Below are 24,033 nucleotides of genomic sequence, written 5' to 3' on the forward strand. Positions count from 1 at the left end.
ATTTACGCAAGAATTATTGACTACTAATATATAAATGGATTAAATACTTATACTCTATTGAAAAATTTTTATTCAGGAAGCAAACTTCACTTGGCCAGGGAAGATAATCTATTTGACTACAGTGTACAAAATAGTTGCTGTGCATTAATTCAAACACAAAGGGAGAGGGTACAAATGAATCTTAAAGAAACAATAGAAGTATTAAACAATGTAATATCCGAGAATAGTGAACTGATTAAAAACGAAGAATCTACAAAACAATTTCTTGTTTTACCATTACTTAAAGGGTTAGGTTACGATACCTATAGCCCCCAAGAAGTTACTCCAGAATTCACAGCTGATTTTCATAAAAAAAATGAAAAAGTAGATTATGCTATTTCTATCAATGGGCAACCTCGAATTTTTATTGAGGCAAAATCGATCAATACGAAAATCAATAAAAGTGCCCCACAATTAAGTAGATATTTCAGTACATTTCCAAGTGTTAAATTAGGGATTTTAACAAACGGAATTGAGTATCACTTTTTTACTGATTTAAATAACTCAAATATAATGGATTCTAAGCCCTTTTTTATCTTCAATATTATAAATCATAATGAAGAAGATTTTGAAAATCTGATTAAGTTTTCTAAAAATCTGTATGATGAAGAAACCGTAAAAACACTTGCCGAATCGCTAATATATTTTCAATCATTTAAATCTGTAATTAAAGAAATTTTTGAATCCCCAAATGATGATTTTATCAAATTTGTTATTAAAGAACGGTTTAAATTTAAGGTAACTCAGCAGTTTATAAACACCTCTCGCCCTTTAATAGTGAAGAGTATTCAAGAGGCAATATCTGAAGTAATTAGTGAAAAATTTAATATAGATACTTCACGATCTTCTCAAGAGATTGCCAGTACTAGTATAGAAGGTATTACAAAAGAAGAGAAAAAGGTTTACTACACTCAGGATGAAATTGATTCACTAGGGAAATTTGAAGAGTTTGAGGGAGTAACAATTGTATTACCCAATCCAGATTCTTACATAAAATTATTGAAGTTAACATCAGAAGAATACTCAGTTGAAAAAGGTAACCCATTAAGTGATTTCTTTATTTCTTCCGTTGTAACCCAGGGTTCTATGATTGTTGGGTATTTAGTAGGTCAGTATGTTAATCAAATGGAAGATATAAAACTATATACCGTTAAATCTAACGAAATAGCAAGGTTTTTGGATGAAAACCCTATTCTCAAAGAGACAGGTTTTATTAACGCCCGATTAGGTTCTCGATTAAATAAAAAGAATAATGAAACAACATACTTCTTAAAAAGTTGTCTAAATAACCTTTCGTTTAGAGATATACCTAACCTTATTTCTAGAATAGAAGACACAGAGAAGTTTTTTTAAAGCGCCATATTAGTAATACTACTCATTTATTAATCAGAAGTTACACTAAAAAATAGAATAAGTTATATAGATGGTTGTTTAATAACAAAAAGTAAAAAACATCTGATTTATAATTTTACAAGAACTTCAACGTTTCCACCTGGACAAATTTATCATGTTGAATGGGATGGAGATTTTAAATACGCAGGATACCTAACAAGATTTGATTATGCATACGATCCTGATGCAGGTATTTACTTTGCAACATATAAAGGAAATATTAAAATTCAATAAAATCGTATAAACACCTAATCCCCTAGAGTTTTAATAAAGCATAAATAAGCATTTCTGGTCACTTTTAATAGAAGTGACCTTTTTCTTTCGATTAATCCTCGGTTAACTTAATTAATTGTCTATCTTCTCCTCGCTAGTACGCTTTTAATGTCATGTAAAACTTGATTAATTTATCATCAATCTTGAATTGTTTGTCGTTTATCACTTTGTACAATGCATATTCAGCTGCTATTGACTCCCCACTTTCTTTCCAGTAGTCCAAAGAACAATTTTCGCATTTTATTAAGTAGTTTCTTTACAAATCATTAGTAAATTGCCATCTAAATCTTTGAACACAAAATAAAAATTATCCTGAATCTCTGTAACCAGTTCAACATTATTCTCTTTCATAAATTGATATGAAGCTTCAATATCATCGGTCAAAAGCTGAATTGATGGAACTTGATAAGTGGTAATATCACCATCTTCTTTTCTCCACTTTGGCATGGAATCTAAAATTAATCCAGCTGTACCTTTCATGGGTACCACGAATAAATGTCCAAAATATTCTTCTCCCCCTTCCAAACCAAGTATTTTTCTGTACCATTCTTTTGCTTCCTCTAGGTTACGAACTGGAACAAATACACCGCCGATTCTGTTTTTTATTGGTGATTTATAGTCATGGCTAGTCACAAATACATCCTCCTTACTAATTTATTTCTACTTCTATTTCAACGTGATATTCTACTATTCCTTCTTGCACACCTTCTCGATAAGTTGAAGAAACAACACTTTTAGAAATAACTAAATAGAAGAGCTTAAAATATTGTTTCTCACCTAAAGACGTTCGTTTCAAACGTTCAATTAGAACGTCAAACAGCTTTAATTATTAGTACATTCTTTTCCTTTATTTTCTAAACACATCGTTAAAACCAGCAATTTTCTTCTTTATTTTTCTCTAAAAGGTGCTTTATTTTATTATCTATATTTAATAAAACCTGTTTAATTTGTTTAAGCTGATGTTCTCTTTGTAACATCTGCTCATACTTTTCTTGGAATATAACTTTTATTTCAAGTAGATTTTGTATATCTTCTTTTGTCAGTTTTTTATTTTGATCAATATTTCCCGACCAATCAAAAAGCATTTTGATTTCTTGGAGAGAAAATCCCGTTTGTTTAAGTTTAAGAATTGTTTCCACTGTATCAATGTCTTTCTTGTTATAATAGCGGTGCTTATTTTTAATTTCCGGTTGCAATAAATTCATTTTTTCATAATAACGAATAGTATCTTTACTAAGACCAGTACATATTGCAAATTCACCAATTTTCATTAAAATCTCCTTCTACAATATAAATTTATAAACCATTAGGGCAATTATACAATGGAAAATGAAACGAATGATATGATGGCTGAAAGTAATTCGTCCATTTGTTAACCTCCCTTCTATAACTGCTAGTATATGTAACAAGATAAATGCAATTATCAGTAATATAAATAACCAACCTTTGCTTGGTATCCATAATATTAAGAGAATACTAATTGATATGATAACAAATATGAATGTTCGTACTTCAAATCCAACTTCTTTCCATTTTTTTATCCCTGCCACTCCTATTAAAACGGCATATAACACAATTAGTATAGTTGTCAAAATTACCATCCCATCACTCCATTCTTTGATTTCATTCATCTTAAAAGATGGAGCCGACTCCATGTCAACAGATAAGAAATAGTTCCATTAAGCTCAAGTATCATAATCTTCCTCACGAAACGCCCTAGTCTAGCCCTTGACATTTCAAAGTAAAAGAAAAGCCTTCATTTAGGAACCTCTCTAAATGTTTTTTTAATCGCTTAATTAGTACAACCGTGCTAAAATAAATACATGAGTAAAAAAAATAAAACAACTAATCAAAAAGAAATGTCATTTATTGAAAAAGCTCGTAGAACTCAAATTGTGGAATGTGCTATTGAAACCATTGCAGAGGTGGGTTACGCTCAAGCTTCTTTAGGTCAAATTGCAAAACGTGCACAAATCAGTAAGGGGGTTATCTCCTATCACTTTGCAAGTAAGGGGGAATTGTTAGAGCAAGTAATTTATGATTACTATATGGCATGTCAAGCTTATACTGCTCCTCTAATCGAAAATCAAAAATCTCCTATAGATATGCTTAGCATTTATATTGAATCAAACCTTAGATTCATAGATGAAAATCAGCAACATGTTTTCGCTGTCATTGAAATTGTTTCTAATGAAAGAACTGCTGATGGCAAACTTCGTTTTGCGGCGGATCATGATGATACTATTTTTCTTCCCATTGAAAACATACTTACACTGGGAATGCACGCGGGTGTCTTCCGCGAATTCACCAAATTGGCTTCAAGAGTTATGGCGTTAACGATACGAAATTCCATTGACGGTTTCACTATTGAATTAATGAGAAATCCCCAGTTAAATGTTGAGGAATATACGAGAGAACTGATTACAATATTCGATAAATCAACTAAAAAGTAATATGTCAGAAAACTTGAGGAGGATAGCTATGCATTACTATGAGGTAATTTGTTCTAGTTGTAGAAATAAATTCAGAGTATACGAGGGGTCACTGAGATTTAGACAGTTAAAGGAAAGAACCGATAAGATTTTTCGTTGCGAAGAATGTTATAGCAAAATTCGTATGGATGCTATTAAAAATTTCTTTAGATAGCTCCATCAGCCGATCTTGAGAATAATAAAAGGGATTACAAGTTAAATAAGTATAAAGCCCAGGCTCAAAATTAATGAGTATCTGGGCTTTGTGGAATCATTTAGTTCTATCTCTACTTACAACTATGCTATCGTCAGTCGTTTCTCAAAACAAATTCTATCATTTTCTTATGCCTATCCATGTTTGCATTAAGAATTTGCTGCTGACATTCTACTTTGAACACAAAACCTTTGCAAAAATAAAAAGCAATCAAGAATCAGGAACAACTACTACTGCCCAACTCGATTGCACTCAAAGCATTTAAAAAGAACACCTATGTTAGGTGCTCTTCCGATCAATTTTTCTTGTTTAAATCATCTGGATAAACTATCGTGTTAATTACATCTCCATTTGATTCATCTTTAAAAATTACTTTGACTTTATAATCCTTTTCATCCACACCATTAAATAATTGATAGTACATACCTGTTAAAGCTAGTCCGAATGAGGCCATTGTGTCAAGACTATTATCGAATTCTTCTTTGTTTACAGATAAAGTGAATTCTGAAAAAGACTTGTCATAGGTTACATCTTTAATAGATTTGAACTCTTCACTTGTTTTAAGCTCATCTACACTTGCTAGAATGCCTTCTTTTAAACCTTTCATCATTTCTTTATGTTCTGTTTCTGACATTTTATAAGTTAAAGAACCATCATCATTCTTACTGACTTCCTTCATCCCACTGCTTTTTGCCTTTGAAATAACAGAATCAATGTCCTGACCCTCAAAAAATAGAGCTGGAATAGTTACTTCTACATCTCCACCATCTTTGCTACCTTTTTCCTGACCCTCACTACAACCAGAGATCAAAACACCTAGTAATATAAATAATGGTAGTATCCATTTTCTTGCCATTAAATCTCCTCCTCATACACCAATATACAGAATATGAAGAGATTACACTATACTTTATTAACATAAAGCTCTATTTCTTAACCGCTTCTATACATGAAAAATCATTTCTTTTTTGAGAAACTGATTTTTTATCGTTATCTTAATGTGTTTGGTGATGTTCCACATCATAAATAAAATCTATTTCTTACTTAGTGTTCAGTGCTTAATTTTATAAAATTCAACACGTACTCTGATATAATCAATCATGCGTTGTTTTACATTTCTTTTTCTTTACATTTTCTTCAACAAAGGTTGTGATGAATTTTTATGTTTGCAGTACTTTTGGCTATAAGTATTGGAGCTATTCTTGCTGTGCAAACAGCCATTAATGCTCAATTAAGAAAGTTTGTGATTTCTCCTTTTTTAGCTTCAATGATTTCCTTCGCTGTTGGTGTCATCTTCTTAACTATTACATTAGTAAGTAGTGGTTCATCACTGGGGATTCCATTAGATTTATTGTTGAACCAACCTATCTATATTTGGTTGGGGGGAATTGGTGGCGCTATTGCGATAACTACTAACATTCTCTTGTTTCCTAAATTGGGAAGTGTGCAAACAACTATCCTACCGATCTTTGGCATGACTCTCATGAGTATGTTAATCGATCATAATGGCTGGTTTAATGCAACACAATATTCCTTTGGATGGAATCGAATCTTTGGCATATTACTAGTCTTACTAGGCGTCCTTTTAGCTACAGCTATACGAAGCAAGAAAAATGAACAGTATTCTCCCCAAACAAATAAGGAGAGTGTGCGGAATCTATGGATTTGGCGCATAGTAGGGATTCTAGCAGGAATGTTACTAGCTATCCAAATCGCTGTTAATGGGCAATTAGGAAAAGTTCTTCACTCTTCTTCTCATGCTGCCCTTGTTTCATTCTTTGTTGGTACTATTACCTTGATTATAATTGTTGGGTTAAAAGATCGATCTTACACAAGTATTAAAGAGCCTTTTAAACAAGCTGCTCCTTGGTGGATATGGATTGGCGGGATCTTAGGAGGATCTTATGTTCTCATCAATGTATTTCTTGTCAATCAAATTGGAAATGGCCAAACTGTAGTTCTTGCTTTATTCGGTCAAATCACTGGTAGCTTGCTGGTACAGCAATTCGGATTGTTTAACTCGCTAAAGAATCGAATTCAACCATTACAAATAATTGGTTTAATGGTGATGATAGCCGGTGTATTTTTAATCAGGATATTTTAAATAATTTTCTTTGCTAATCTTGATCGATAAAACTCTTTTTCAAGAATGGATGCGACAATTCCCCCAAAACATAAAACCAGAGTTCATCTACAAAATGTAGCATAAACTCTGGTGACAATGGTGGTCTAACTTTATTTTATGAATTGCCTCATGATTATTTCTTCGCCGATACGTCCTATTAGCCTTTCATTCGTATCTTCAAACCCTACTTTTACATATAGTTTCTGTGCTGGAATATTAGCTTTGTCTACAACTAAAACAATTTCATCACAATTAGGAAATTCTGCTTTAACAAACTCAGCTAGTAATGTCATTCCTTGTTTTGCATAGCCCTTCCCTTGTTCTGTATGATTAATTGATAATGCAGATAATAGCATCGCATTTCTATTCGTAGAATATTTCTTAACTCGTTCATTTGCATTTAGGAGAAAGAAACCAACAGGTGTATTTTCACTTAGAATTACAATGCGATGCTGTCCTTCATTAATTTCCTCAAAATTGCTCGGCAGTGCAGAAAATTGTTTTTGCTCTTCAGTAAGTACAAAAGCGTTCAGTCCTTGCATATATTCACTTGAAAAATGTTTTAATTCAACCTTCTTCAGTTTTTCCATTACATAATTCTCCATTCACTTTTTCTATACTTTACCACTTTATTAGGTTGTGGTCATTCATTTATTTGAAATTTCGAAAAACAAGACGTTCGTTAGATAAATAAATCACGTAAAAAATGCCCAGGCTCAACATTAATTTGAGTACCTAGGCTTTGTTGTTACTTAGTATATTCATTCTAGTTACGTTTGTGGATTTGCCGCTAACACTCTACTGGCTTCATGTTGTACTTAGCAATGTATGTAATCTTTACTTGATTTCGTTCACTAACACTGCAGTATTTGGAGCAACAATCGCTTCAATGCCCGAAGCTTTGTAGCTAACTCGAATTGAGTCGTTGCTTTTATATAAATGGAAAGTATCCGAACTAAAAACAAATTCCCCGTTCTCATCTAAAACCGGTGAATAGGTGATGTCATAATGGAACTTTATGTCCTTTGCATCGGCTGGCATATCTGGTTCAGGTTGATAATCCTCAGGAACTTCCGTTGTAACGTATCTAAAAAATAGTTGTATGTCGTTATCATCTATTTTTTCCCAAAGGTCATATGTATTTCCTTGTGTCTTCATACCATCAAAATAAGTTGTTTCCTTTTCTTTATCAGTAAGGGGCAGATAAGGAACGGCTGCTTTTGCTAATTCAGTTATTTTAATTCTTTTCGTTTCTTTCCCTACGGCATTATAAACCAATAGTGTTTTGTCTATACTTCCAAGCAAATCATCTCTTTTTCCAACGAGAAGATGATTTTGAAAGGTTAAAAACACCTCATCAGTTTGCAAATTTACATTATATTGATTTACAACTTTATTCATCTCTTTATTCATTAAATGTTCTTCAAGGATATATTTTAAATTTCCAAATCCCAATAAAGGAATTATTGCTGCGATAATCATACTTAAAAACAACAAACCAAATTTTTTGGATAAACTAATCTTATTTTTAATAAAGATAATTGGAATACCCACCGCAAAAGTAAAACCTAATAAGCCAGCATATGCAAAAAATTGCATCAACCCTAATTCATCTATTTCGTACATATTAATATATACACACACACCAAGTAGAGCGATAGTGATTATTCGTATCAATTGATTTTTCATAAAATACTTCCTTCCTTTTACAAACCTCTAAAAGCTATGGTCGCACTAAGAAAAGTTCGGATAATTTCTCTACAATAGTTTGTCTATTCTCAATTATCAGCTCTGTTTTTCCTTCCTTTATTACGTAAGGACTGCCATTTCTGCTCCTATATTTTATTTTGACTACTTTTTTAATTGGCCCTAAGTTTAGACCTATGTACCATTTTTTAAAGTTTGTAATGACTAACTAGCGTTCTATTCCAATTCCATCGAATACTTTACCTATCAAATCTTAACAATGTCTCACCTAATTTTATATATGTAATATTTTCCTTTTTCTACTTCCCTTCTTCATAAATGGAAGGAGCATTACTTTTAGAAATGTGCAACTAAGTAATATCATTATTGTTGGAGGAGACTGGAATAGTTCATAAGACATTTTTCTTACTTTATCGTATATTGTTTATTTTGTAATCGTACTTTTCTTAACTTATAGTATCCAATGGGTGACTGTGCTTTTTATGGGAGGTATTTGATTTACAGCTGCAGAAAGTTATCCAGGGGATTTGAGTAGTATTTCTTTAGTTATATGGAGCTTCTTATTTTCTTGCATTCATTTTGTTATTTTAACAATGTATTTATTTCTTCATCATTTAGTGTTGTCTCTCTTTAAAATTAGGTTTCAAAGCAAGATAGCATTTTTGTTTAATACTTTTGTGACTGTTTAATTTTCTATTACTTAAAATCATTTTTATAGAACGTATCAGCAAGATAACTCGTTACTTATGAATAATACTACTCTTTAGGATCAATATCACGAGTGTGTCTCTACAATCTCTAGACACCAAGTATTTAAATCTCAATGGATTACTTTCTCTTGGATATTGTTACAGGGAGAGTGGCAACCATTAATATTAACCCTAGATAGAGAGGATATTTTAAACATTCATTCGTTGAATACCCCAATAAATAAGGCATACCTATTAAGGCCATTACTACTCCAACTACAAACAAACCCATTTCAATTTTTCTAATCATATTTTTCTCCCATCCCTTAACATTTCTTATTCATTTCTCCCTACAACCAGAGAGGCTTTATCTAAGAAGCTTCTTTAAAATAAAAGACACCCCTCAGAAATAAGGAATGTCTAACTTTTTATCTATACACATCTAACAGATTTAACAAATATCTTTCTAATTCATTAATCGCAAACAAAACTTCCTTATGAAGTCTATCCTCGACGACGCTATCATCATTAAAGACCTCTAAGTATTTATTCACTTCTACAAAGAATTTTTCATACTCCTGTAAAAACTTATCAATCGTTTGATCACCAGGTGTTACAGATAAATAAATTGTTTTAAATAAATTAAAATCACTATACGCATTACTTAAAAAATAGATAGCCAGTATTCTATCGCTATTAATATACAATTTCACAAAAGATAGATTTTGCTTCAATTTTTTCAATGCATTGATAAGATTGTTCGTTTGCTTCAACATATTTGCCGTATTACTATACATCTGATAATCACCTCCATCTTTATAATAAGCAGAAAACCAACAAATTGGAATAATTTTCTGCAAATTACTAGCTGAAAACTTCCTTTACAATACAATTAAGTCGAAATATTAATTAATAATGCTAAATGTATGACAGAAAGGACCCCCATTGGATAAATAATGGATCTTGAAAAGCTATTTTTAAATTCATTTCGAGGATGCCTTTCAAAAAATAAATGCAGGATTGCATGAATGATAAAGAATAGATCAAGGACCCAAAAAATGATGGTTTGATACTGACTGAAAAGTAAGGAAAGGATTAATACGTATAGAAACAGGTGAATAAAAGTGAATACTTTATAAGCCTTTGAATCTTCCATATCTTTAAGTATTATAAACAATCGCCACTCAGAGCGTCTTATTGCATCCATTTCGTGCAAAAGAAATAAAGAAAAGTTAAATAAAAAAAGAACGAGTAATAAATCAGGCATATAAAACCTCCTACAGACTATATACCAAATATTACTATAAAACCACTTTCGAAATACTAAGTAAACATGCCTAAATATGTCGATTTGTAGGCATATGGAGGCTTTCATTCTTTCCCTTATATTAAGCAATATAACCTTTTTACTTCATTCATTTTTGCATAAAGACATTTAAATTCCATCTTACATTCAGCTCCCAATGAAATTTTATCAAGGGCACCATTCTAAAATTGACCACTTTCCTTGCTAAGAGTAAACAAAAGCACACAATCAGAAGGCTTTTCGTTGGTAAATAATATGTGTAATCCCCCAAGAAATAATATAGATTAGCATAATAAAAAACGTCGCCCCTGTATATAAAACCGTAACGGATGTATTATCAACAAAATCAATAATTGTTGTTAAGTGTTCATTCATATACAATGCAATCGGTCTTGAAATCCAAGTTAAGAGGATAAAGCTAATAAGTATAACCGTTGTAATATAACCCTGTTTAAATATCTGAAATAATGGGAAGGTCAACGCAGCAAATAGTAAGAATAAGCCACTACCAATGGCAATGTCAGATACCGTAAAATGTTTATTGAAAGCTAGCAGCGCTAGACTTGTAACACCTATGGATAAAATCATATAGACAATCGCTCCAAGATAGCGGGATGCGATAATTTCTGTACGTGTGTATGGCAAGGAGTTTAATAATATGTTCGTCTCAACTTTTTCATCGTATGCATACGTGTTAAAGGGAATAAAAATACTGGCGACCAGAAAAATTAAAACGGGTGGTGCCCCCAACAAAATAAAAACTAAGATAAAAGGAATAAAAAGCAATAGCTGCCTTTTCTGTAGTATGACATCGCGTTTAATTAAATTAAGCATGATGGATGCCTCCTTTAAAGTAATACATGATATCTTCCAGAGAGGCACGTTCAATAATAACTGTGTCTCCAAAAATATTTTTCGCTGCTTTAATATTATCCGTTAATGCTTCAAATCCTGTGGATGCACGATGAACATGGACAAATGCTTTTTCAGTGTCTCTATCAAGTAGATTCAACTCACCTTTAACGAGCGCATAGTTTTCAGCTACATCGTGTATAGATTGATTAAATACTAATTCCCCTTTCTGTATAAAAGCTATGTAATCTGCGATACGATCTAAATCAGTTGTAATGTGCGTAGAAAAGAAAATAGTGCGATTGCCATCAACCATTAATTCCTGTAATAGATCTAACAGCTCCCGTCTAAAAATGGGATCTAATCCTGCTGTCGGCTCATCCATAATGATTAGCTCTGCATGATGTGAGAGGGCTATTGCTAATGAAGCCTTCATTTGCATCCCTTTAGAAAATGTTTTTATTGCTTTGTTAAGCGGTAATTCGAATTGTTCTACATATTGATAAAATATTGTATCGTCCCAGCGCTTGTAGGCAGGTGCAACTATACGTTTTATATCTTTTAAGTTCAACCCTTCAAAAAATATATTGCCATCGTATACAAACCCAATGCGCTGCTTAATCTCCTTCTCATGCGTCTTGTAGTCTAATCCGAAAAGCTTTACTTCTCCAGCATCTGGCCTTAATAGATTCATCATCGTTTTTATCGTTGTAGACTTACCAGCTCCATTTGCCCCAATGAAACCCGTTACAAAGCCTCTCTTTACCTGTAAATTTATATGATTTACGGAAAAGCCCTTGAACCTCTTTGTGACATTCTTTAATTCGACTACATTTTCCATACCTTTCACTCCTCGTATAAAATCTTCAATAATTCCTTTAGTTCATCAAGAGACAGGCCTATTTCTCTGCTATTCGCAATGACCGCACTTAGCTGTTCCTCAATAACCTTCAGCTTCTTTTCTCGTATAACCTCCAAATTTTGCTCCGCTACAAAAGATCCTTTGCCAACAATGGAATAGATAAAGCCCGCCTTCTCCAATTCTTCATAAGCCCGTTTTGTCGTTATTACACTAATTTGTAAATCCTTTGCGAGGTTACGCATGGAGGGTATTGCTGTGCCCTCCTGTAGTTCACCTGCTAAAATAAGTGATTTAATTTGATTTGTAATTTGTTCATAAATTGGCTCCTTTGAACTGTTCGAAATAATTATTTGCATGCCAATCCCTCTTCTTTATTTTTTTGAAAATATCGTTGAAATAATATTCCCTAGTGCTGCAATCAGTATAGCAATAACATGGATTGTGATGAACATATTAAAAAAAGGAAAGGAATAAGGCGTTATCCATTCGGTGAAAAGCCTCGAATCCAAAATCCATCTTCCCATTCTGGCAACTAAATTATTACTATCGTTCATGTTCGGCTCCAGATTAGTGCCATCGACCGCGATAAAGATCAATTGAACAATTAAAAATATACCAATAGTGATGATCCATCGTTTTAACAGATTACTTTCATCCGCTTTTTCAGTGCCTATCACTTAAACAATTCCCCCCACAAATTCATTATATTGTATATATACTATATAAACATTATATACATAAATAAAAAATTTGTTCAACCACTTTTTTTAAAAAGGAAATTTTATACCATGAAATGATCTATGACATTCAAATACAAAGAAGGAGCCTGTTTTGATAGCTATTATCAAAACAGGCTCCTATTAACAACTTGGCCATTCATCGTGTCTTGTCATTCAAATATGTTCATTCTTCAGTTGCAATCTGATAATTTATGATATAATGAATCATCTGACTAAATTGGTAAGACAATGGCTGTAGCGTGTGACGACGCTGCGGCTTTTTCTTTGTTTTTTCCTTACGTGATTAATTTAAATATTTACCCTGCTTGGGTAGTGCGATTTGTTCAAAATCATCGACTAGTTTTTTTAGGTTGCTTGTCAGTTCTTCGCCCTTCATAGGTAATCCGTGCCCTGTGATAGCAACTGAAGGTTTTAGTATTGCTAATTTTTCAATAGATGCTCGAGCATCCGACCAATCTGTTGTAAAATATTGAGGGGGACCACTGATTTCTTTTGTCTGCGTAATCACCTTATAAAGAGATTCTTGTTTGACTGTAACAAATGCATCTCCAGCAATAAGCACCTTATCCTTCTCACGGAATAAAGATATATGCCCTGGTGAATGGCCTGGCGTATGAATCCATCGGAAACCTGCCATAAATGGAACACTACCATCAGAAGGTAAAACTTTGAGGTTACCACCTAAATTTATAGCTTCATTTGGAAAAATAGGTGACATTTTAGCAACCAAGCCGTTATTTACCGTTGGATCAGGCTCGGGATAATTTTGTTTTCCAGATAAAAAGGGTATTTCCAATGTATGCGCATAGACAGGAACATCCCACCGCTCTATTAATTCTATGATTCCTCCGACATGATCAAAATGACCGTGAGTCAGTATGATTGCCTTCGGTCGAGACTTAGAACCATAACGTTCTTCAACAACTGAAATGATCTCATCCGCACTTTTGGGCATCCCCGCATCTATTAGCACAAAATCTTTCATCTGCGGTTCACCATAAAGTACAATATTTACAATTTGAATCGTATATTGATATAAATCAGGTAATATGTCTATACCTACACCGCTTCCAACAGAAGTTGCTGGGATAAATTTATAATCTTCCCCGTAATTCAAATTCTTGTCCATTTTAAATCATCTTCTTTCAATTAAGTCATTGGAGGTTCAAGCATAACCTTTATGGAAATGCCATAACCGTAGATGAAGGCATAATATTAACTTCTTACTTCTTTTTTATTGAAGGGCTGTACTTTCTGTTGCTCTTGTTCCTCTTTTACTGCTTCTAATTCTTCAGGATTAAATTCCATTGCTATTTCTTCTTGCTCTACTTCATTCTTTTGCTTTTCTTTTGTCAAAACACTCACCTCCAATATGCTTTAAAGTGGCCTTTCTTAAGAAAATCTATACTTTTCACTTTTTCAAAGCTACATTAAACGTATAACTAAACAAAAAACATCCATTCTATAAGTGCGTAGTGTCTCACTACTTAAAGAGCTGCAGAGATTTCTTTCTCTGTGGCTTCTTTTGATTTTTAGCATTAAAAATTTTATTAAAAGTGAATTTTACTTATTTTTTCAGCCATACTAACATGGCTTTAATGGCGAAAAATAAGAAAAGGATGTGTACAGATGGGTATTCTTGGTGGAAATCCAAAAGATGAACCGTTGCATTATGGTGAGGTATTTAGTGTTTGGTCGGGTTTAATTGCAGACTATGGCATGATTTCTGGCTATCAAACGTTTTATAATCATGCTGGTGATGAAGATCTTAAAAAAATTATTGAAGATATCATCGAAACATGCAGGGAAGAAGTAAAGCAATTAGAAAAAATTCTAAAAACAAATGGGATTGCACTACCTCCTGCATCACCCGAGAGACCTGTAGCAAGACTGGAAGATATTCCTCCAGGTGCAAAGTTTAATGATCCAGAAATAAGCGCTGCCCTAAGTGCTGACCTAGCAGCTGGATTAGTTGCATGTAGTCAGGCAATGGGTACTTCTACTCGTGAAGATATCGCATTAATGTTTGGGCAATTCCATATGGCTAAAGCTCAACTTGGTGCAAAGCTTTTACGTTTAAACAAAAATAAAGGCTGGCTTGTACCACCACCATTACATGTTAATTATCCTGAAAAATAAAGACTATTCCCCCGAATTGAGGAATGTAAATGTATTATTATAAAGAAGAATTGATAAACATTATTAAACCTGACAAACCAGATCCTCAAGCAGCACGAGTAATGCAAGAAATACTTGGTGGTCATTATGGTGAAATGAGAACCATGATGCAGTACTTTTTTCAAAGCTCTAATTTTAGAGGCAAAGAGACCCAATATCGTGATTTATTACGGGGCGTTTTCTTAGAAGAAATTGCACACGTTGAACTTGTACAAAATACAATCAACCAATTACTAAATGATTCTGGGGAATCCTCTGCTCCTGGAAATAACGGCATGGACCAAGCACCTTTAGATGAGGCAGTTAAACATGCCAATCCACACCATTATATTGTGGGTGCACAATCATCTTTGCCTGTAGATGCAGCAGGTAATCCCTGGAATGGCTCGTGGGTTTATGCACATGGAAACCTTATTGCAGATTTATTGGATAATTTAGTACTGGAGTCAACGGGTGTACTTCAAAAGACACGTATATATGAGATGAGCTCTAATCAGACATTTAGAGAAACACTTGCTTTTCTAATTGTTCGTGACAATGCTCATCAAAATGCATTTGCCAAAGCATTAGAAACTTTAGGGGTAGATTGGGGAAAATTATTCCCTGTACCGAACTACGATATCAACAAATACCCAGAGTGTAGAAAATTTGTTGAAATGGGTTATCACAATGCTCAATTTAACTTTAGATTAGATCCAACTCGTATCGGGGAAATCTTCCAAGGACAAACTCCAAGTAGAAATGGTGGAGAATTAAATGTGACCCCTCCACCAGAAGGATTCCCAGTACCTGTTATGCCAGAGATGCCAAATGAACACAGTCCTGGCCTGAAGGATATGAATAACTAAAATACTTTTAGCTGTAGCGTTTGTCGACGCTGCGGCTTTTTGAATGTAAAAATAGACTGTATTTACACAAACTATTAATAAGTGTATCGCATAGGCTGTGACATTGTTGACCGTCATAGTCTTATTTTTATTTTAAAGGCAATAAACTATGCACAATGAGTTAACTTTTCATATAAATAGTAGTGTTAAGCTAATCTAGTTTAACATGTACCTCCCGAATTGTTACTTAGGGTCACTTTCAGCCGAGTGACCCTTAAATATTTATTCATTTATATAAACCTCGTTTTAAAGGAGATTATTTGGCCTGAAGCTTTCTATACTTTACATATTCTAGATTTTCGAAAGGAGGGACTTTCATATGGGATATGAAGTATACGGTTCAAACTATGGCAAGCATGATAATTTATCATTCGCTCTAATTGTTGTCCTCTTTATTCTTTTAATTATTGCTGGCGCTACTTTCTTATATCATTAATAATTACCTTCTATTATCCTCAAATATTCATGCTATGATCAAAGGGTCGTCTCCCACCCTGGTGACCCTTTTTTATACTTACTTTGTAGCATAGAAGAATGTATGTAGGAAGTTTGTTTTGTTGCTTAGTGTACTAATCTAATAAACAGTTCATAGAATATATCAAGCATAATTAGGGCTAAAAATAACAAAAGAGAATGCCTATGAGCATTGATTTTATTACACTTGCCCCAACAGTCATGCAGGTGTTTAAAGCAGGAGATGCAAATCCCAAAAAAGTAAAGCGCATTGTTTATGGACAAGCTACCTCTGATGCAAATGGAATAGCCACATTATATTTTACAGACAATGCATTAGCGAATGGCAATCCTCTCTTATCTACTATTGACTATGCAGTGGCAAGTGTATACTCGACAAATCCAACGATAAACTTAAGACCGAGAGTTCAAATGAGAGAGAAGAATATTAGTGGGAAATATGTCTCTGCTAATATTACAAATATTAGTGGTGTGACAGTATTAGGAATTAATGTATTAGGAGCGGAAAATCCTGTAAGTGGCGTGATTGTAGATTTTATGATTTTAGGTAGTTTTGATTTGTAAACAGATCATACTGAACAAACTCCCTCGTGTTGCTTTTACATTCTTCTTGGTAAAACCTCATATCCTCACTTCTTTCATCGAGAATAGGCAAGTAACAAATGTATTTTGATTTGAAATGTAATGAAAAAAAATAAAGACAAAGTCGAAAAAATCGACTTTGTCTACTGAAACCACTCTATTTAAGAATGTTTTTCTTCATTTAAAAATTAAAGTTTAACGATGTTAGCAGCTTGTGGTCCACGTTGACCTTCTTCAACTGTGAATTCAACTTTTTGACCTTCTTCAAGTGATTTGAAACCTTCACCTTGGATAGCTGAGAAGTGAGCGAATACGTCTTGTCCGCCTTCTACTTCGATGAAACCAAAACCTTTTTCTGCGTTAAACCATTTTACTGTACCTTGTGTCATTTAAATGACCTCCAATAATGTTATTAAATAAAATCATACTACTTCCAAAGAAAAAAATTCACATATTACAAAAAGTAACTAACAAAACACGATTACTCTTTGTAATATGTGAATTTATTATTTCTTTAAGAAAGATTCTATTACATACAGTATATGATAAAAAATCGTATTAGTCCAGTGAAAAGTGAATTTTTTTATCAATGAAGGCTAAAACCTGCACGTACCACCAATTTTAAAGGTTAAAATTAGCCATTTCACCGCCATTAAGTAGCTACAGATTATTTATTGTTTAGTTTGAAACTACATTACCTTGGCTTTCATTATTCCTGCTCACAGCTAACATCGTGCCGTCAGCCTTTAGCCCAACAGTATGACGATAACCCGCAGCTATAGCAGCTAGAGGCAATTGTTTTTGTTTTTCAATAGCGACATTCCTTACCTCATTAATCCGTATATTTTTTGAAGCTGAATATTACATTTTAGGACTTATATGCCCTTTGCATCCTTAGGCTCTACATGGACATGCACTTCATAAACCCCTTGCTCTTCCACCATATTTTTTTCAACAACCGAAGCAACATCATGCGCTTTCGTGATATCTAACTTTGCATCTACAAGTATAACGACATCAATTACCTCATTATTCCCATAGTTTCTTCCTCTGATTTCTTTCAATCCTTTAACGCCATCTATTTTTAAAATAATCTCTTTATATGTTTGAAGAATTTTCTCATCAAATCCATCCGATAGTTCATGAGAGGCTTCCTTGAAAATCTCCCAAGCTGTTTTACAAATGATGAAACCTACGACAATCGCAGTACCCGTATCTAACCAAGGCATATGTAGTTGTGACCCTAAAATTCCTACAGCGGTTCCAATACTTACCCAAGCGTCTGACAAATTATCTTTAGCTGCAGCCATAACGGCTTTACTATTGATTTTTTTAGCCAATTGTTTGTTGTAACGATAGACTAAATACATCACCAATGCTGATCCTATCCCTACATAGGCTGCGACCATATCCGGCGATTCTTTTCCACCTTGAAAAAAGGAAGAAAAACCACCGACCAATACTTGTATACCAACGGCCATCATAATAAATGAAGCGACCATTGATGCAATGGTTTCACTTTTCCAATGACCATAGCGATGATCATGATCTGCTGGTTTTTGTGAAAGCTTTAGCCCAATAAGTACTGCAATAGAGGCAATAATATCTGTCGTATTATTCAACCCATCAGCTTTTAAAGCTTCTGAACCACTCAAGTAACCAATGCCAACTTTTATGATGGATAAAATTATATAAGCAATAATACTGATAATGGCACCACGTTCACCTAATTTAAGATTATTATATCTTTCTGCTTCCAATTCACTTACCTCCCACTTACGTACATTATCATCATAACAACCCAACATCGAGTGGGTCTACAGCAACCTTTTTGCCTTGCTATACATAAGTAGGAGGACTATAAAAGTGTTGATATGGGGAAAAAATAAAGCCCTTAGGAAGATACGCTGTCACTGGTTTAAAGCCTAGAAATTATTATACTAACCGAATAAAATAGTAGTGTATCTGTTCTTTAAGATTTTTTCCTCCAACGAACACACCTAACAAACCTTGGTCATTCCCAATTTCGGGAGTGACCCTTTTTACGTACATATAAGCACGTAGAAAAGCCTCGCCACAACTGTAGCAAGGCTTTTAATCAATTATCCTCGTAAAAATCCGCCCTCTGAGTGGATTATTTGACCAGTTATCCATGTAGCCTCCTCGCTAGCAAGAAAGCTAATCACCTTGGCCACATCCACTGGTGTCCCAATCCGTCCCATTGGAAATTTGGGTAACAGATAACTTCTAATCTCATCATTCATCCATGTGGAATCTGTTGGCCCTGGATTGACAGCATTGACGGTAATGCCCAGCGGTGCTAGCTCCTGTGCTAATGATCTAGTAAAGGCTGAAATTGCCCCTTTCGTTGCCACATAGGCTAGCTCTCCCATCATAGGACCTAAATCTTGACCAGAAGTCATATTAATAATTCTCCCTGAGTTTAAATTAACTTTTTCAAAAAGACGTGCAAATTCCACACAAAGTAGTAGGGTTGACCTTATATTCACCGCGTAATGCTCGTCTAATGTTTGAGCATCTAATGCTAGATAACCATCTTGTGCTGAATGGGCAGCATTATTCACTAAAATGGAAGGTACACCTAGTTTTTCGAAAACCGTTTGGAGTATCGTTTTTGGAGCTTGGGAATCTGATAAATCAATCGACAATTCTTCACATGAAACACCCTTACTCAAAATTTCCTGTTTGAATTCTCCTATCCACTTACGATCAGCATGCCAGTGTGTGAAAAAAACATTAACACCATCCATAGCCAATCTTCTACAAATAGCTGTTCCAATATCTTGAGGGTGGCTTGCACCCGTAATGATTGCTATTTTATGTTGTGTTTTATTCATTTCTTTTTACCCCCATGGTTATTGAGATTATTAATAAAAAAAAGAGCATCACCATAATGGTCCGCTCCGTTTTTAGAAATCAAAACCCTTACACTGCACTTCTTTGAAAATGACCATCATACCTTGACACACACCTATAAAGGAAAAAGATACAGAGTTTGTCACATGTAGAGTATGTATTCCCCTCTTCATCTAATCTGAATTATTTTTTAATCTAAAGTTTTCATCGTATTTTGAACATCAATAGAAAAGGTTTCTACATCAAATTGATGCTGCTTTATCGTATCTTCCGCTAACTGTTGAGCCTTCTTTTTAGCCTTGTGATTTTTCTCTTGAGTTAAATTAATTCTTACTTGAATTTCCTCAGACGTCATACTATGGTCAATGCTGAAAGTGCCAAAATTTTCTGCAAACATAACCTCAAATAGATTGGCCATGACATCATTATAACTTAGCCGAGTTGAGATCGCTTCTGCTGGCTCATAGAGTTGCTTTAACGTTATTTGAAAAGAGATAGGGTTTAATTCATTAGCTTTGATAACGTCCAGCATTGTTTCTTCTATATGTTGCTTTGTCTTGTGATCGACCTTGTCGGGTAATGACACAAGGAGCTCTATTTTTCCATTAGGTAAAATTCCATAATCTAATAGAAAGCTATAGGATTCTTTGCGCAATGTATAGGAAATCTCACTAATTAAAAATTGATATTGCTGAATATAACGCAATAATTCATCATTACTAGGCTGTGGCATAGAAACATTGGTTTTTTCAGCATATTGAATAGGTGCATTTGCCAAAAAGAAAAATGCACCACAAACAATGCTTAAAAGTAGAAACCATAACGTAAATAACCTTTTAATAAACATGTATAGCCCCCTTATTCGGGACTATATGCCAACTATCGAAAGTAAATTACGGTAGAATTTTATAAAACAACACACGATCTTGATTTTCACCACCATAATTACTATGAATGGACATATTTTCTATCACTTTGTCACCTTTTTCCATTCTAAAACCCAGATTCGTATGGAAGGCGATGGATACTTCATTAATAGGCGACGTGACACATTTCACAATATTTCGATGGTATTGCTTCACCACATGAAAGAATACATCATATAATCTTTTTGCAATATTCTGTTTTCTGTAATCAGGATGGACCCCAACAAAATGGATGAACGCTTCATTTGTTTTGGACTGCGATAAAAAGCCAATGAGGAAGCCAATAATTTCGCCATCCTTCTCCATAATAAGGCTTGTATTTGTAAAGTGATCAAAAAATAATTTAGGCAGCTTGTCTGACATATTCCTACCACCCCACCACTCATTAATCAATGGAGATAAAGTATAGTAATCTGAACTCTGTACACTACGAATGTTCATGGAATCCCTCCTCCTTTTCAAGTCATACAACAGATTTATGGTCTGAATGTATCTACAGCTAATATATAAATGGTGACAATCACCATAACAAACACACTACAAATGCATATTTAAGTTATTGTGCTGAGACTCATACAAACTCAAAAACAATCACCACAACCAGATATGGATAAAACAATGTCGATGAATACTATCTCTATACCCTCCATCTAGGAAGGTTAATCCTACTCTTATTTTACCCTACCATTTATTTCAATATCAATGGTTCTATTATACCTTTGCCATCACTAATGCCTTTAACGTGTTACTTAAAGCCTGAATATGATTTGTTGTATCCGTCATGCTTACTAGAAGCTGATTTTCGTCCTCCACTGAATGTAGAATAGCACCAGTAGAAGCCGCATTTTGCTCGGTCATGTGATTCAGTTTTTCAATTTGCTTTTGGATTACCTCGAATTGTGAGATGGCACTGCTTAATTCATGCATCCCTCTTGTTAAATCTGTATTCGTTTCCGTAAAAGAGTCCTTTAAACTATTAAAGAAATGACTGACATCCTGTAAAAGCTGTTCTCCATGCTGGAGTGCCTTTTCACCGTCATCAGAGCGTTGATGAGCCTCTGTTGATTTTTCAAACAAGGTTTTTGTCACATTGGTAATGCTGACAGTAATTGCAGCGCTTTCCTCTGCTAGCTTACGCACTTCATCTGCTACAATAGCAAATCCTTTTCCATGTTCTCCCGCTCTAGCTGCTTCTATCGCCGCATTTAAGGCCAATAAATTAGTCTGTTCTGCAATATGGGTAATCCCCTTTAATAGACTATCCACTGTTTGCAGGCTGTGTTGCAGCTCGTTGACAGTTTCTGCAGTTGAGCCCATGGCATGACTCATGACGCTCATTTGAGTCATTGCATCCTGCATTTTATCCCACCCTGCTAATACTTCTTGTTGTAGATCAGTAGATTTAGCGACCGTATCCTTCGAAATCGTCAATGTTTTATTGACAAAATGAACCGAGTCGCCCATTGTGCCATGAATCATTTGCAAACTGGATGCCTCCTGCTGAATACTTGCAGAAATATCCTCTGTCGCTACTAAAATTTGCTTACTAGAGCCAGAAATCCTTTGCATTGTTTGTTGGAATTGCGTGACATGTTTGTCCAATGCCTGACTGCTCTTTTCGATTTCCTGAAATGTATTTTGTAGTTGATTGAAGGATGCTTGCACTTCATTTTGCTGGATTTCTGCATGTTGAATCAATTCATTTCCCCATTTTGCCAGCAAATAAAAAGCAATAATGACCCCATTCATAATTGCCAGAAGTGTCACAAAGACAATGGTGTCATCAAATGGTCCTAACAATGATGACGAGTTGACCATATATAAAATGAAAAAACTAAAATTGGTTAGAATCCCAAAGAAAACAATCAATTCTTTTTTAAAATATAGGGCAATGATGGCCACTGTGCACAGTAAAATATAATGTTTATTTAATGAGAAGCTATCAAGCAAAAATAAGGTAAACACAACACTTGATGGAATGAGACCAAAAATAAAGCCTTTGACATACGTTTTTATAGGTAAAAAATAATTACATACCGCCAAAGCAATGACAGCTAACCCAATAAATAAAAAATGGATGCCCTTTGATAGAATCATAGGTCCACATATTAGAATGGCCAAAATTGAGATAATAGCCAAATTTACACGATGAACTTTTCGTGTATCATAACGAATTTTATGCTCCATTACTATCCCCCTAAAAAAATGAATAGACATTCAGTTTAATTTTCTATTATTATATAGTATAACAACTACTTTTTGTAGATAAATATTGCATTTATAAGCAGAATTAGCTTATTTTTGAAAAAAAGGGGGAAATTGAATTGACTAGTGTCCAACAAATCGCACCAAATTTCTACTGTATCGATACACATGATTTAGGTCGAGAGCAGCGAACAAGCTCCTATCTATTAATCGATGAAAAGATTGCTCTTATCGAAACTTCGGCCAGTCCATCCGTACCTTATATTATGGAAGGGTTACAGAAATTAAATATTGCAGTAGAGGATATAGACTATGTCATCGTGACACACATTCATTTAGACCATGCAGGCGGAGCAGGGTTATTTTTGCAAAGCTGTCCTAATGCTAAATTAGTGGTTCATCCACGAGGCGCAGCCCACATGATTGATCCCAGTCGTCTTATCCGCAGTGCTAAAGGGGTTTATGGCGCTGAATTTGACCGCCTTTTTGATCCAATTGTACCCATTGACGCTACAAGAATTATTGAAGTTCTTCACGAACAGCGTTTACAATTAGGTCAACATCATTTAACGTTTTATCATACTGAGGGGCATGCTAAGCATCATGTTTCAATGCTTTATTCCGCAACAAATGGCTTGTTTGTAGGAGATACAACAGGTGTTCGCTATCCCGAAATGGATGAGGAAGCAATTGATTTAATCATTCCGTCCACCTCTCCAAATCAATACAACCCTGAAACAATGGAACAATCCTTAAAATTGTACGAAAAGCTACAAGCAAGTGAATTATACTTCGGTCACTATGGGGCTTATAAAAATCCAGCTGAAGCCTATCGTCAGGTGCGCTATTGGACACCACTCTTTTTAGAAGAAGGTAGAAAAGCGCAAGCAGCATCCAGCCAGTTCCAAGAACAAGTTCACTACTTAGATGCTCGCTTAAAGGAACTTTTATTTAACTATCTACAGGAAAACGGCATTCCGTCCGATCATCCTGTCTATCAAACCATCCCATTCGATACCATTGTGTCCGCAATGGGCATACTGGATTATCTCGAAAAAGCAAATGCGCAGATTCCACTTTAACGGCAATAAGAGGTGTTCCCAATGACATTAGGGACACCTCTTTTTTAGAAGCGCTTATAGTACTGGTCAAAGCAAGCTTTTTGTAAAACCTGCCCTTTTACATCGGAGGGCACTCTTTTTTCAGGTGAACCGCTCGCTTTACATCGCACTGC

Annotated in this window: 30 protein-coding genes; 9 read left to right on the forward strand and 21 right to left on the reverse strand. The window is 34.4% G+C overall.

Features of this window, described 5'->3' with window-relative positions:
* Positions 1-174: 174 nt before the first annotated feature.
* On the forward strand, positions 175-1,392 hold the full coding sequence (locus MKY76_RS13015; RefSeq protein WP_103118236.1) for a type I restriction endonuclease: 1,218 nt from the start codon (positions 175-177) through the stop codon (positions 1,390-1,392).
* 555 nt (positions 1,393-1,947) lie between these two features.
* Here the strand turns inward: MKY76_RS13015 and MKY76_RS13020 are convergent.
* Positions 1,948-2,337: a VOC family protein gene (locus MKY76_RS13020; RefSeq protein WP_342556691.1), complete on the reverse strand. Its 390-nt coding sequence runs from the start codon at positions 2,335-2,337 to the stop codon at positions 1,948-1,950.
* A 233-nt stretch (positions 2,338-2,570) separates the two neighbouring features.
* Positions 2,571-2,975, reverse strand: a complete 405-nt coding sequence (locus tag MKY76_RS13025) for a MerR family transcriptional regulator (protein ID WP_342556692.1) — start codon at positions 2,973-2,975, stop codon at positions 2,571-2,573.
* Between the two features lie 552 nt (positions 2,976-3,527).
* Between MKY76_RS13025 and MKY76_RS13030 the strand changes: the two genes are divergently transcribed.
* Both MKY76_RS13030 and MKY76_RS13035 read left to right on the forward strand, forming a co-directional pair.
* Positions 3,528-4,157: a TetR/AcrR family transcriptional regulator gene (locus tag MKY76_RS13030; protein ID WP_342556693.1), complete on the forward strand. Its 630-nt coding sequence runs from the start codon at positions 3,528-3,530 to the stop codon at positions 4,155-4,157.
* A 28-nt stretch (positions 4,158-4,185) separates the two neighbouring features.
* Positions 4,186-4,350 carry a DUF2197 domain-containing protein gene (locus tag MKY76_RS13035; RefSeq protein WP_066037314.1) on the forward strand — a complete coding sequence of 55 codons (165 nt, stop codon included), beginning with the start codon at positions 4,186-4,188 and terminating at the stop codon, positions 4,348-4,350.
* 334 nt (positions 4,351-4,684) lie between these two features.
* Here MKY76_RS13035 and MKY76_RS13040 read toward each other — a convergent pair whose 3' ends face one another.
* Positions 4,685-5,245 (reverse strand): hypothetical protein, encoded by a 561-nt coding sequence (locus MKY76_RS13040; protein WP_342556694.1) that lies wholly within the window; start codon positions 5,243-5,245, stop codon positions 4,685-4,687.
* A gap of 306 nt (positions 5,246-5,551) precedes the next feature.
* Between MKY76_RS13040 and MKY76_RS13045 the strand changes: the two genes are divergently transcribed.
* Positions 5,552-6,493 carry a DMT family transporter gene (locus MKY76_RS13045; protein ID WP_048392645.1) on the forward strand — a complete coding sequence of 314 codons (942 nt, stop codon included), beginning with the start codon at positions 5,552-5,554 and terminating at the stop codon, positions 6,491-6,493.
* A 131-nt stretch (positions 6,494-6,624) separates the two neighbouring features.
* On the opposite strand, the gene MKY76_RS13050 is transcribed toward MKY76_RS13045, so the two are convergent.
* The 11 genes from MKY76_RS13050 to MKY76_RS13100 form a co-directional block, all read right to left on the reverse strand.
* A complete protein-coding gene (locus MKY76_RS13050; protein WP_342556695.1) occupies positions 6,625-7,104 on the reverse strand; it encodes a GNAT family N-acetyltransferase in 480 nt (159 codons plus the stop codon).
* Positions 7,105-7,351: 247 nt separating this feature from the next.
* Positions 7,352-8,203: a hypothetical protein gene (locus MKY76_RS13055; protein ID WP_342556696.1), complete on the reverse strand. Its 852-nt coding sequence runs from the start codon at positions 8,201-8,203 to the stop codon at positions 7,352-7,354.
* Positions 8,204-9,049: 846 nt separating this feature from the next.
* Positions 9,050-9,220: a hypothetical protein gene (locus tag MKY76_RS13060; RefSeq protein ID WP_181574716.1), complete on the reverse strand. Its 171-nt coding sequence runs from the start codon at positions 9,218-9,220 to the stop codon at positions 9,050-9,052.
* 118 nt (positions 9,221-9,338) lie between these two features.
* On the reverse strand, positions 9,339-9,707 hold the full coding sequence (locus MKY76_RS13065; protein WP_048392639.1) for a hypothetical protein: 369 nt from the start codon (positions 9,705-9,707) through the stop codon (positions 9,339-9,341).
* Between the two features lie 95 nt (positions 9,708-9,802).
* On the reverse strand, positions 9,803-10,177 hold the full coding sequence (locus MKY76_RS13070; protein WP_342556697.1) for a DUF6713 family protein: 375 nt from the start codon (positions 10,175-10,177) through the stop codon (positions 9,803-9,805).
* 267 nt (positions 10,178-10,444) lie between these two features.
* Positions 10,445-11,050 (reverse strand): ABC-2 transporter permease, encoded by a 606-nt coding sequence (locus tag MKY76_RS13075; protein ID WP_054550271.1) that lies wholly within the window; start codon positions 11,048-11,050, stop codon positions 10,445-10,447.
* Positions 11,043-11,909: an ABC transporter ATP-binding protein gene (locus MKY76_RS13080; RefSeq protein ID WP_048392631.1), complete on the reverse strand. Its 867-nt coding sequence runs from the start codon at positions 11,907-11,909 to the stop codon at positions 11,043-11,045. Before MKY76_RS13080 ends, MKY76_RS13075 begins: the two co-directional genes overlap by 8 nt.
* Positions 11,910-11,914: 5 nt before the next feature.
* Positions 11,915-12,286 (reverse strand): GntR family transcriptional regulator, encoded by a 372-nt coding sequence (locus tag MKY76_RS13085; RefSeq protein WP_004225203.1) that lies wholly within the window; start codon positions 12,284-12,286, stop codon positions 11,915-11,917.
* 15 nt (positions 12,287-12,301) lie between these two features.
* Positions 12,302-12,607, reverse strand: a complete 306-nt coding sequence (locus MKY76_RS13090) for a YfzA family protein (protein ID WP_342556698.1) — start codon at positions 12,605-12,607, stop codon at positions 12,302-12,304.
* A 346-nt stretch (positions 12,608-12,953) separates the two neighbouring features.
* Positions 12,954-13,799, reverse strand: coding sequence for an MBL fold metallo-hydrolase (locus MKY76_RS13095; protein ID WP_342556699.1), 846 nt, complete (start codon positions 13,797-13,799; stop codon positions 12,954-12,956).
* Between the two features lie 86 nt (positions 13,800-13,885).
* Complete coding sequence (locus tag MKY76_RS13100) at positions 13,886-14,026, reverse strand: hypothetical protein (RefSeq protein ID WP_342556700.1); 141 nt, start codon at positions 14,024-14,026, stop codon at positions 13,886-13,888.
* A 273-nt stretch (positions 14,027-14,299) separates the two neighbouring features.
* Here MKY76_RS13100 and MKY76_RS13105 point away from each other — a divergent pair, with 273 nt between their 5' ends.
* The 4 genes from MKY76_RS13105 to MKY76_RS13120 all read left to right on the forward strand — a co-directional run bounded on the left by MKY76_RS13105 (position 14,300) and on the right by MKY76_RS13120 (position 16,773).
* The gene (locus tag MKY76_RS13105) at positions 14,300-14,809 is read left to right on the forward strand and encodes a DUF3231 family protein (RefSeq protein WP_048392625.1); all 510 of its coding nucleotides are present in this window, start codon (positions 14,300-14,302) and stop codon (positions 14,807-14,809) included.
* 29 nt (positions 14,810-14,838) lie between these two features.
* Positions 14,839-15,696 carry a manganese catalase family protein gene (locus MKY76_RS13110; protein ID WP_048392622.1) on the forward strand — a complete coding sequence of 286 codons (858 nt, stop codon included), beginning with the start codon at positions 14,839-14,841 and terminating at the stop codon, positions 15,694-15,696.
* Between the two features lie 358 nt (positions 15,697-16,054).
* On the forward strand, positions 16,055-16,171 hold the full coding sequence (locus MKY76_RS13115; protein WP_004225198.1) for a YjcZ family sporulation protein: 117 nt from the start codon (positions 16,055-16,057) through the stop codon (positions 16,169-16,171).
* A 203-nt stretch (positions 16,172-16,374) separates the two neighbouring features.
* Positions 16,375-16,773: a hypothetical protein gene (locus MKY76_RS13120; protein WP_257960856.1), complete on the forward strand. Its 399-nt coding sequence runs from the start codon at positions 16,375-16,377 to the stop codon at positions 16,771-16,773.
* A 206-nt stretch (positions 16,774-16,979) separates the two neighbouring features.
* Here MKY76_RS13120 and MKY76_RS13125 read toward each other — a convergent pair whose 3' ends face one another.
* The 7 genes from MKY76_RS13125 to MKY76_RS13155 form a co-directional block, all read right to left on the reverse strand.
* Entirely contained in the window at positions 16,980-17,180 is a 201-nt protein-coding gene (locus MKY76_RS13125) for a cold-shock protein (protein ID WP_004225195.1), read from the reverse strand.
* 289 nt (positions 17,181-17,469) lie between these two features.
* A complete protein-coding gene (locus tag MKY76_RS13130; RefSeq protein ID WP_259950391.1) occupies positions 17,470-17,586 on the reverse strand; it encodes an RCC1 domain-containing protein in 117 nt (38 codons plus the stop codon).
* 80 nt (positions 17,587-17,666) lie between these two features.
* Complete coding sequence (locus MKY76_RS13135) at positions 17,667-18,551, reverse strand: cation diffusion facilitator family transporter (protein ID WP_328024565.1); 885 nt, start codon at positions 18,549-18,551, stop codon at positions 17,667-17,669.
* Positions 18,552-18,893: 342 nt separating this feature from the next.
* On the reverse strand, positions 18,894-19,649 hold the full coding sequence (locus MKY76_RS13140; protein ID WP_342556701.1) for an SDR family oxidoreductase: 756 nt from the start codon (positions 19,647-19,649) through the stop codon (positions 18,894-18,896).
* Positions 19,650-19,858: 209 nt separating this feature from the next.
* Entirely contained in the window at positions 19,859-20,515 is a 657-nt protein-coding gene (locus MKY76_RS13145) for a hypothetical protein (RefSeq protein ID WP_305192827.1), read from the reverse strand.
* A 46-nt stretch (positions 20,516-20,561) separates the two neighbouring features.
* Entirely contained in the window at positions 20,562-21,035 is a 474-nt protein-coding gene (locus tag MKY76_RS13150; RefSeq protein WP_112118527.1) for a GNAT family N-acetyltransferase, read from the reverse strand.
* A 270-nt stretch (positions 21,036-21,305) separates the two neighbouring features.
* Positions 21,306-22,781, reverse strand: a complete 1,476-nt coding sequence (locus tag MKY76_RS13155; protein WP_066037302.1) for a methyl-accepting chemotaxis protein — start codon at positions 22,779-22,781, stop codon at positions 21,306-21,308.
* Positions 22,782-22,918: 137 nt separating this feature from the next.
* On the opposite strand from MKY76_RS13155, the gene MKY76_RS13160 reads away from it, so the two are divergent.
* Complete coding sequence (locus MKY76_RS13160; RefSeq protein ID WP_342556702.1) at positions 22,919-23,881, forward strand: MBL fold metallo-hydrolase; 963 nt, start codon at positions 22,919-22,921, stop codon at positions 23,879-23,881.
* Positions 23,882-24,033: the final 152 nt, after the last annotated feature.

Source organism: Lysinibacillus sp. FSL P4-0201 (genome assembly GCF_038593425.1).
Lineage (GTDB): Bacteria > Bacillota > Bacilli > Bacillales_A > Planococcaceae > Lysinibacillus > Lysinibacillus capsici.

Bases quoted from the DNA above. Each gene is read 5' to 3' on its own strand.
- MKY76_RS13015 (WP_103118236.1), top strand. From the start codon at position 175: ATGAATCTTAAAGAAACAATAGAAGTATTAAACAATGTAATATCCGAG.
- MKY76_RS13025 (WP_342556692.1), bottom strand. From the start codon at position 2,975: ATGAAAATTGGTGAATTTGCAATATGTACTGGTCTTAGTAAAGATACT.
- MKY76_RS13030 (WP_342556693.1), top strand. From the start codon at position 3,528: ATGAGTAAAAAAAATAAAACAACTAATCAAAAAGAAATGTCATTTATT.
- MKY76_RS13035 (WP_066037314.1), top strand. From the start codon at position 4,186: ATGCATTACTATGAGGTAATTTGTTCTAGTTGTAGAAATAAATTCAGA.
- MKY76_RS13040 (WP_342556694.1), bottom strand. From the start codon at position 5,245: ATGGCAAGAAAATGGATACTACCATTATTTATATTACTAGGTGTTTTG.
- MKY76_RS13045 (WP_048392645.1), top strand. From the start codon at position 5,552: ATGTTTGCAGTACTTTTGGCTATAAGTATTGGAGCTATTCTTGCTGTG.
- MKY76_RS13050 (WP_342556695.1), bottom strand. From the start codon at position 7,104: ATGGAAAAACTGAAGAAGGTTGAATTAAAACATTTTTCAAGTGAATAT.
- MKY76_RS13055 (WP_342556696.1), bottom strand. From the start codon at position 8,203: ATGAAAAATCAATTGATACGAATAATCACTATCGCTCTACTTGGTGTG.
- MKY76_RS13060 (WP_181574716.1), bottom strand. From the start codon at position 9,220: ATGATTAGAAAAATTGAAATGGGTTTGTTTGTAGTTGGAGTAGTAATG.
- MKY76_RS13065 (WP_048392639.1), bottom strand. From the start codon at position 9,707: ATGTATAGTAATACGGCAAATATGTTGAAGCAAACGAACAATCTTATC.
- MKY76_RS13070 (WP_342556697.1), bottom strand. From the start codon at position 10,177: ATGCCTGATTTATTACTCGTTCTTTTTTTATTTAACTTTTCTTTATTT.
- MKY76_RS13075 (WP_054550271.1), bottom strand. From the start codon at position 11,050: ATGCTTAATTTAATTAAACGCGATGTCATACTACAGAAAAGGCAGCTA.
- MKY76_RS13080 (WP_048392631.1), bottom strand. From the start codon at position 11,909: ATGGAAAATGTAGTCGAATTAAAGAATGTCACAAAGAGGTTCAAGGGC.
- MKY76_RS13085 (WP_004225203.1), bottom strand. From the start codon at position 12,286: ATGCAAATAATTATTTCGAACAGTTCAAAGGAGCCAATTTATGAACAA.
- MKY76_RS13095 (WP_342556699.1), bottom strand. From the start codon at position 13,799: ATGGACAAGAATTTGAATTACGGGGAAGATTATAAATTTATCCCAGCA.
- MKY76_RS13105 (WP_048392625.1), top strand. From the start codon at position 14,300: ATGGGTATTCTTGGTGGAAATCCAAAAGATGAACCGTTGCATTATGGT.
- MKY76_RS13110 (WP_048392622.1), top strand. From the start codon at position 14,839: ATGTATTATTATAAAGAAGAATTGATAAACATTATTAAACCTGACAAA.
- MKY76_RS13115 (WP_004225198.1), top strand. From the start codon at position 16,055: ATGGGATATGAAGTATACGGTTCAAACTATGGCAAGCATGATAATTTA.
- MKY76_RS13120 (WP_257960856.1), top strand. From the start codon at position 16,375: ATGAGCATTGATTTTATTACACTTGCCCCAACAGTCATGCAGGTGTTT.
- MKY76_RS13125 (WP_004225195.1), bottom strand. From the start codon at position 17,180: ATGACACAAGGTACAGTAAAATGGTTTAACGCAGAAAAAGGTTTTGGT.
- MKY76_RS13140 (WP_342556701.1), bottom strand. From the start codon at position 19,649: ATGAATAAAACACAACATAAAATAGCAATCATTACGGGTGCAAGCCAC.
- MKY76_RS13145 (WP_305192827.1), bottom strand. From the start codon at position 20,515: ATGTTTATTAAAAGGTTATTTACGTTATGGTTTCTACTTTTAAGCATT.
- MKY76_RS13150 (WP_112118527.1), bottom strand. From the start codon at position 21,035: ATGAACATTCGTAGTGTACAGAGTTCAGATTACTATACTTTATCTCCA.
- MKY76_RS13155 (WP_066037302.1), bottom strand. From the start codon at position 22,781: ATGGAGCATAAAATTCGTTATGATACACGAAAAGTTCATCGTGTAAAT.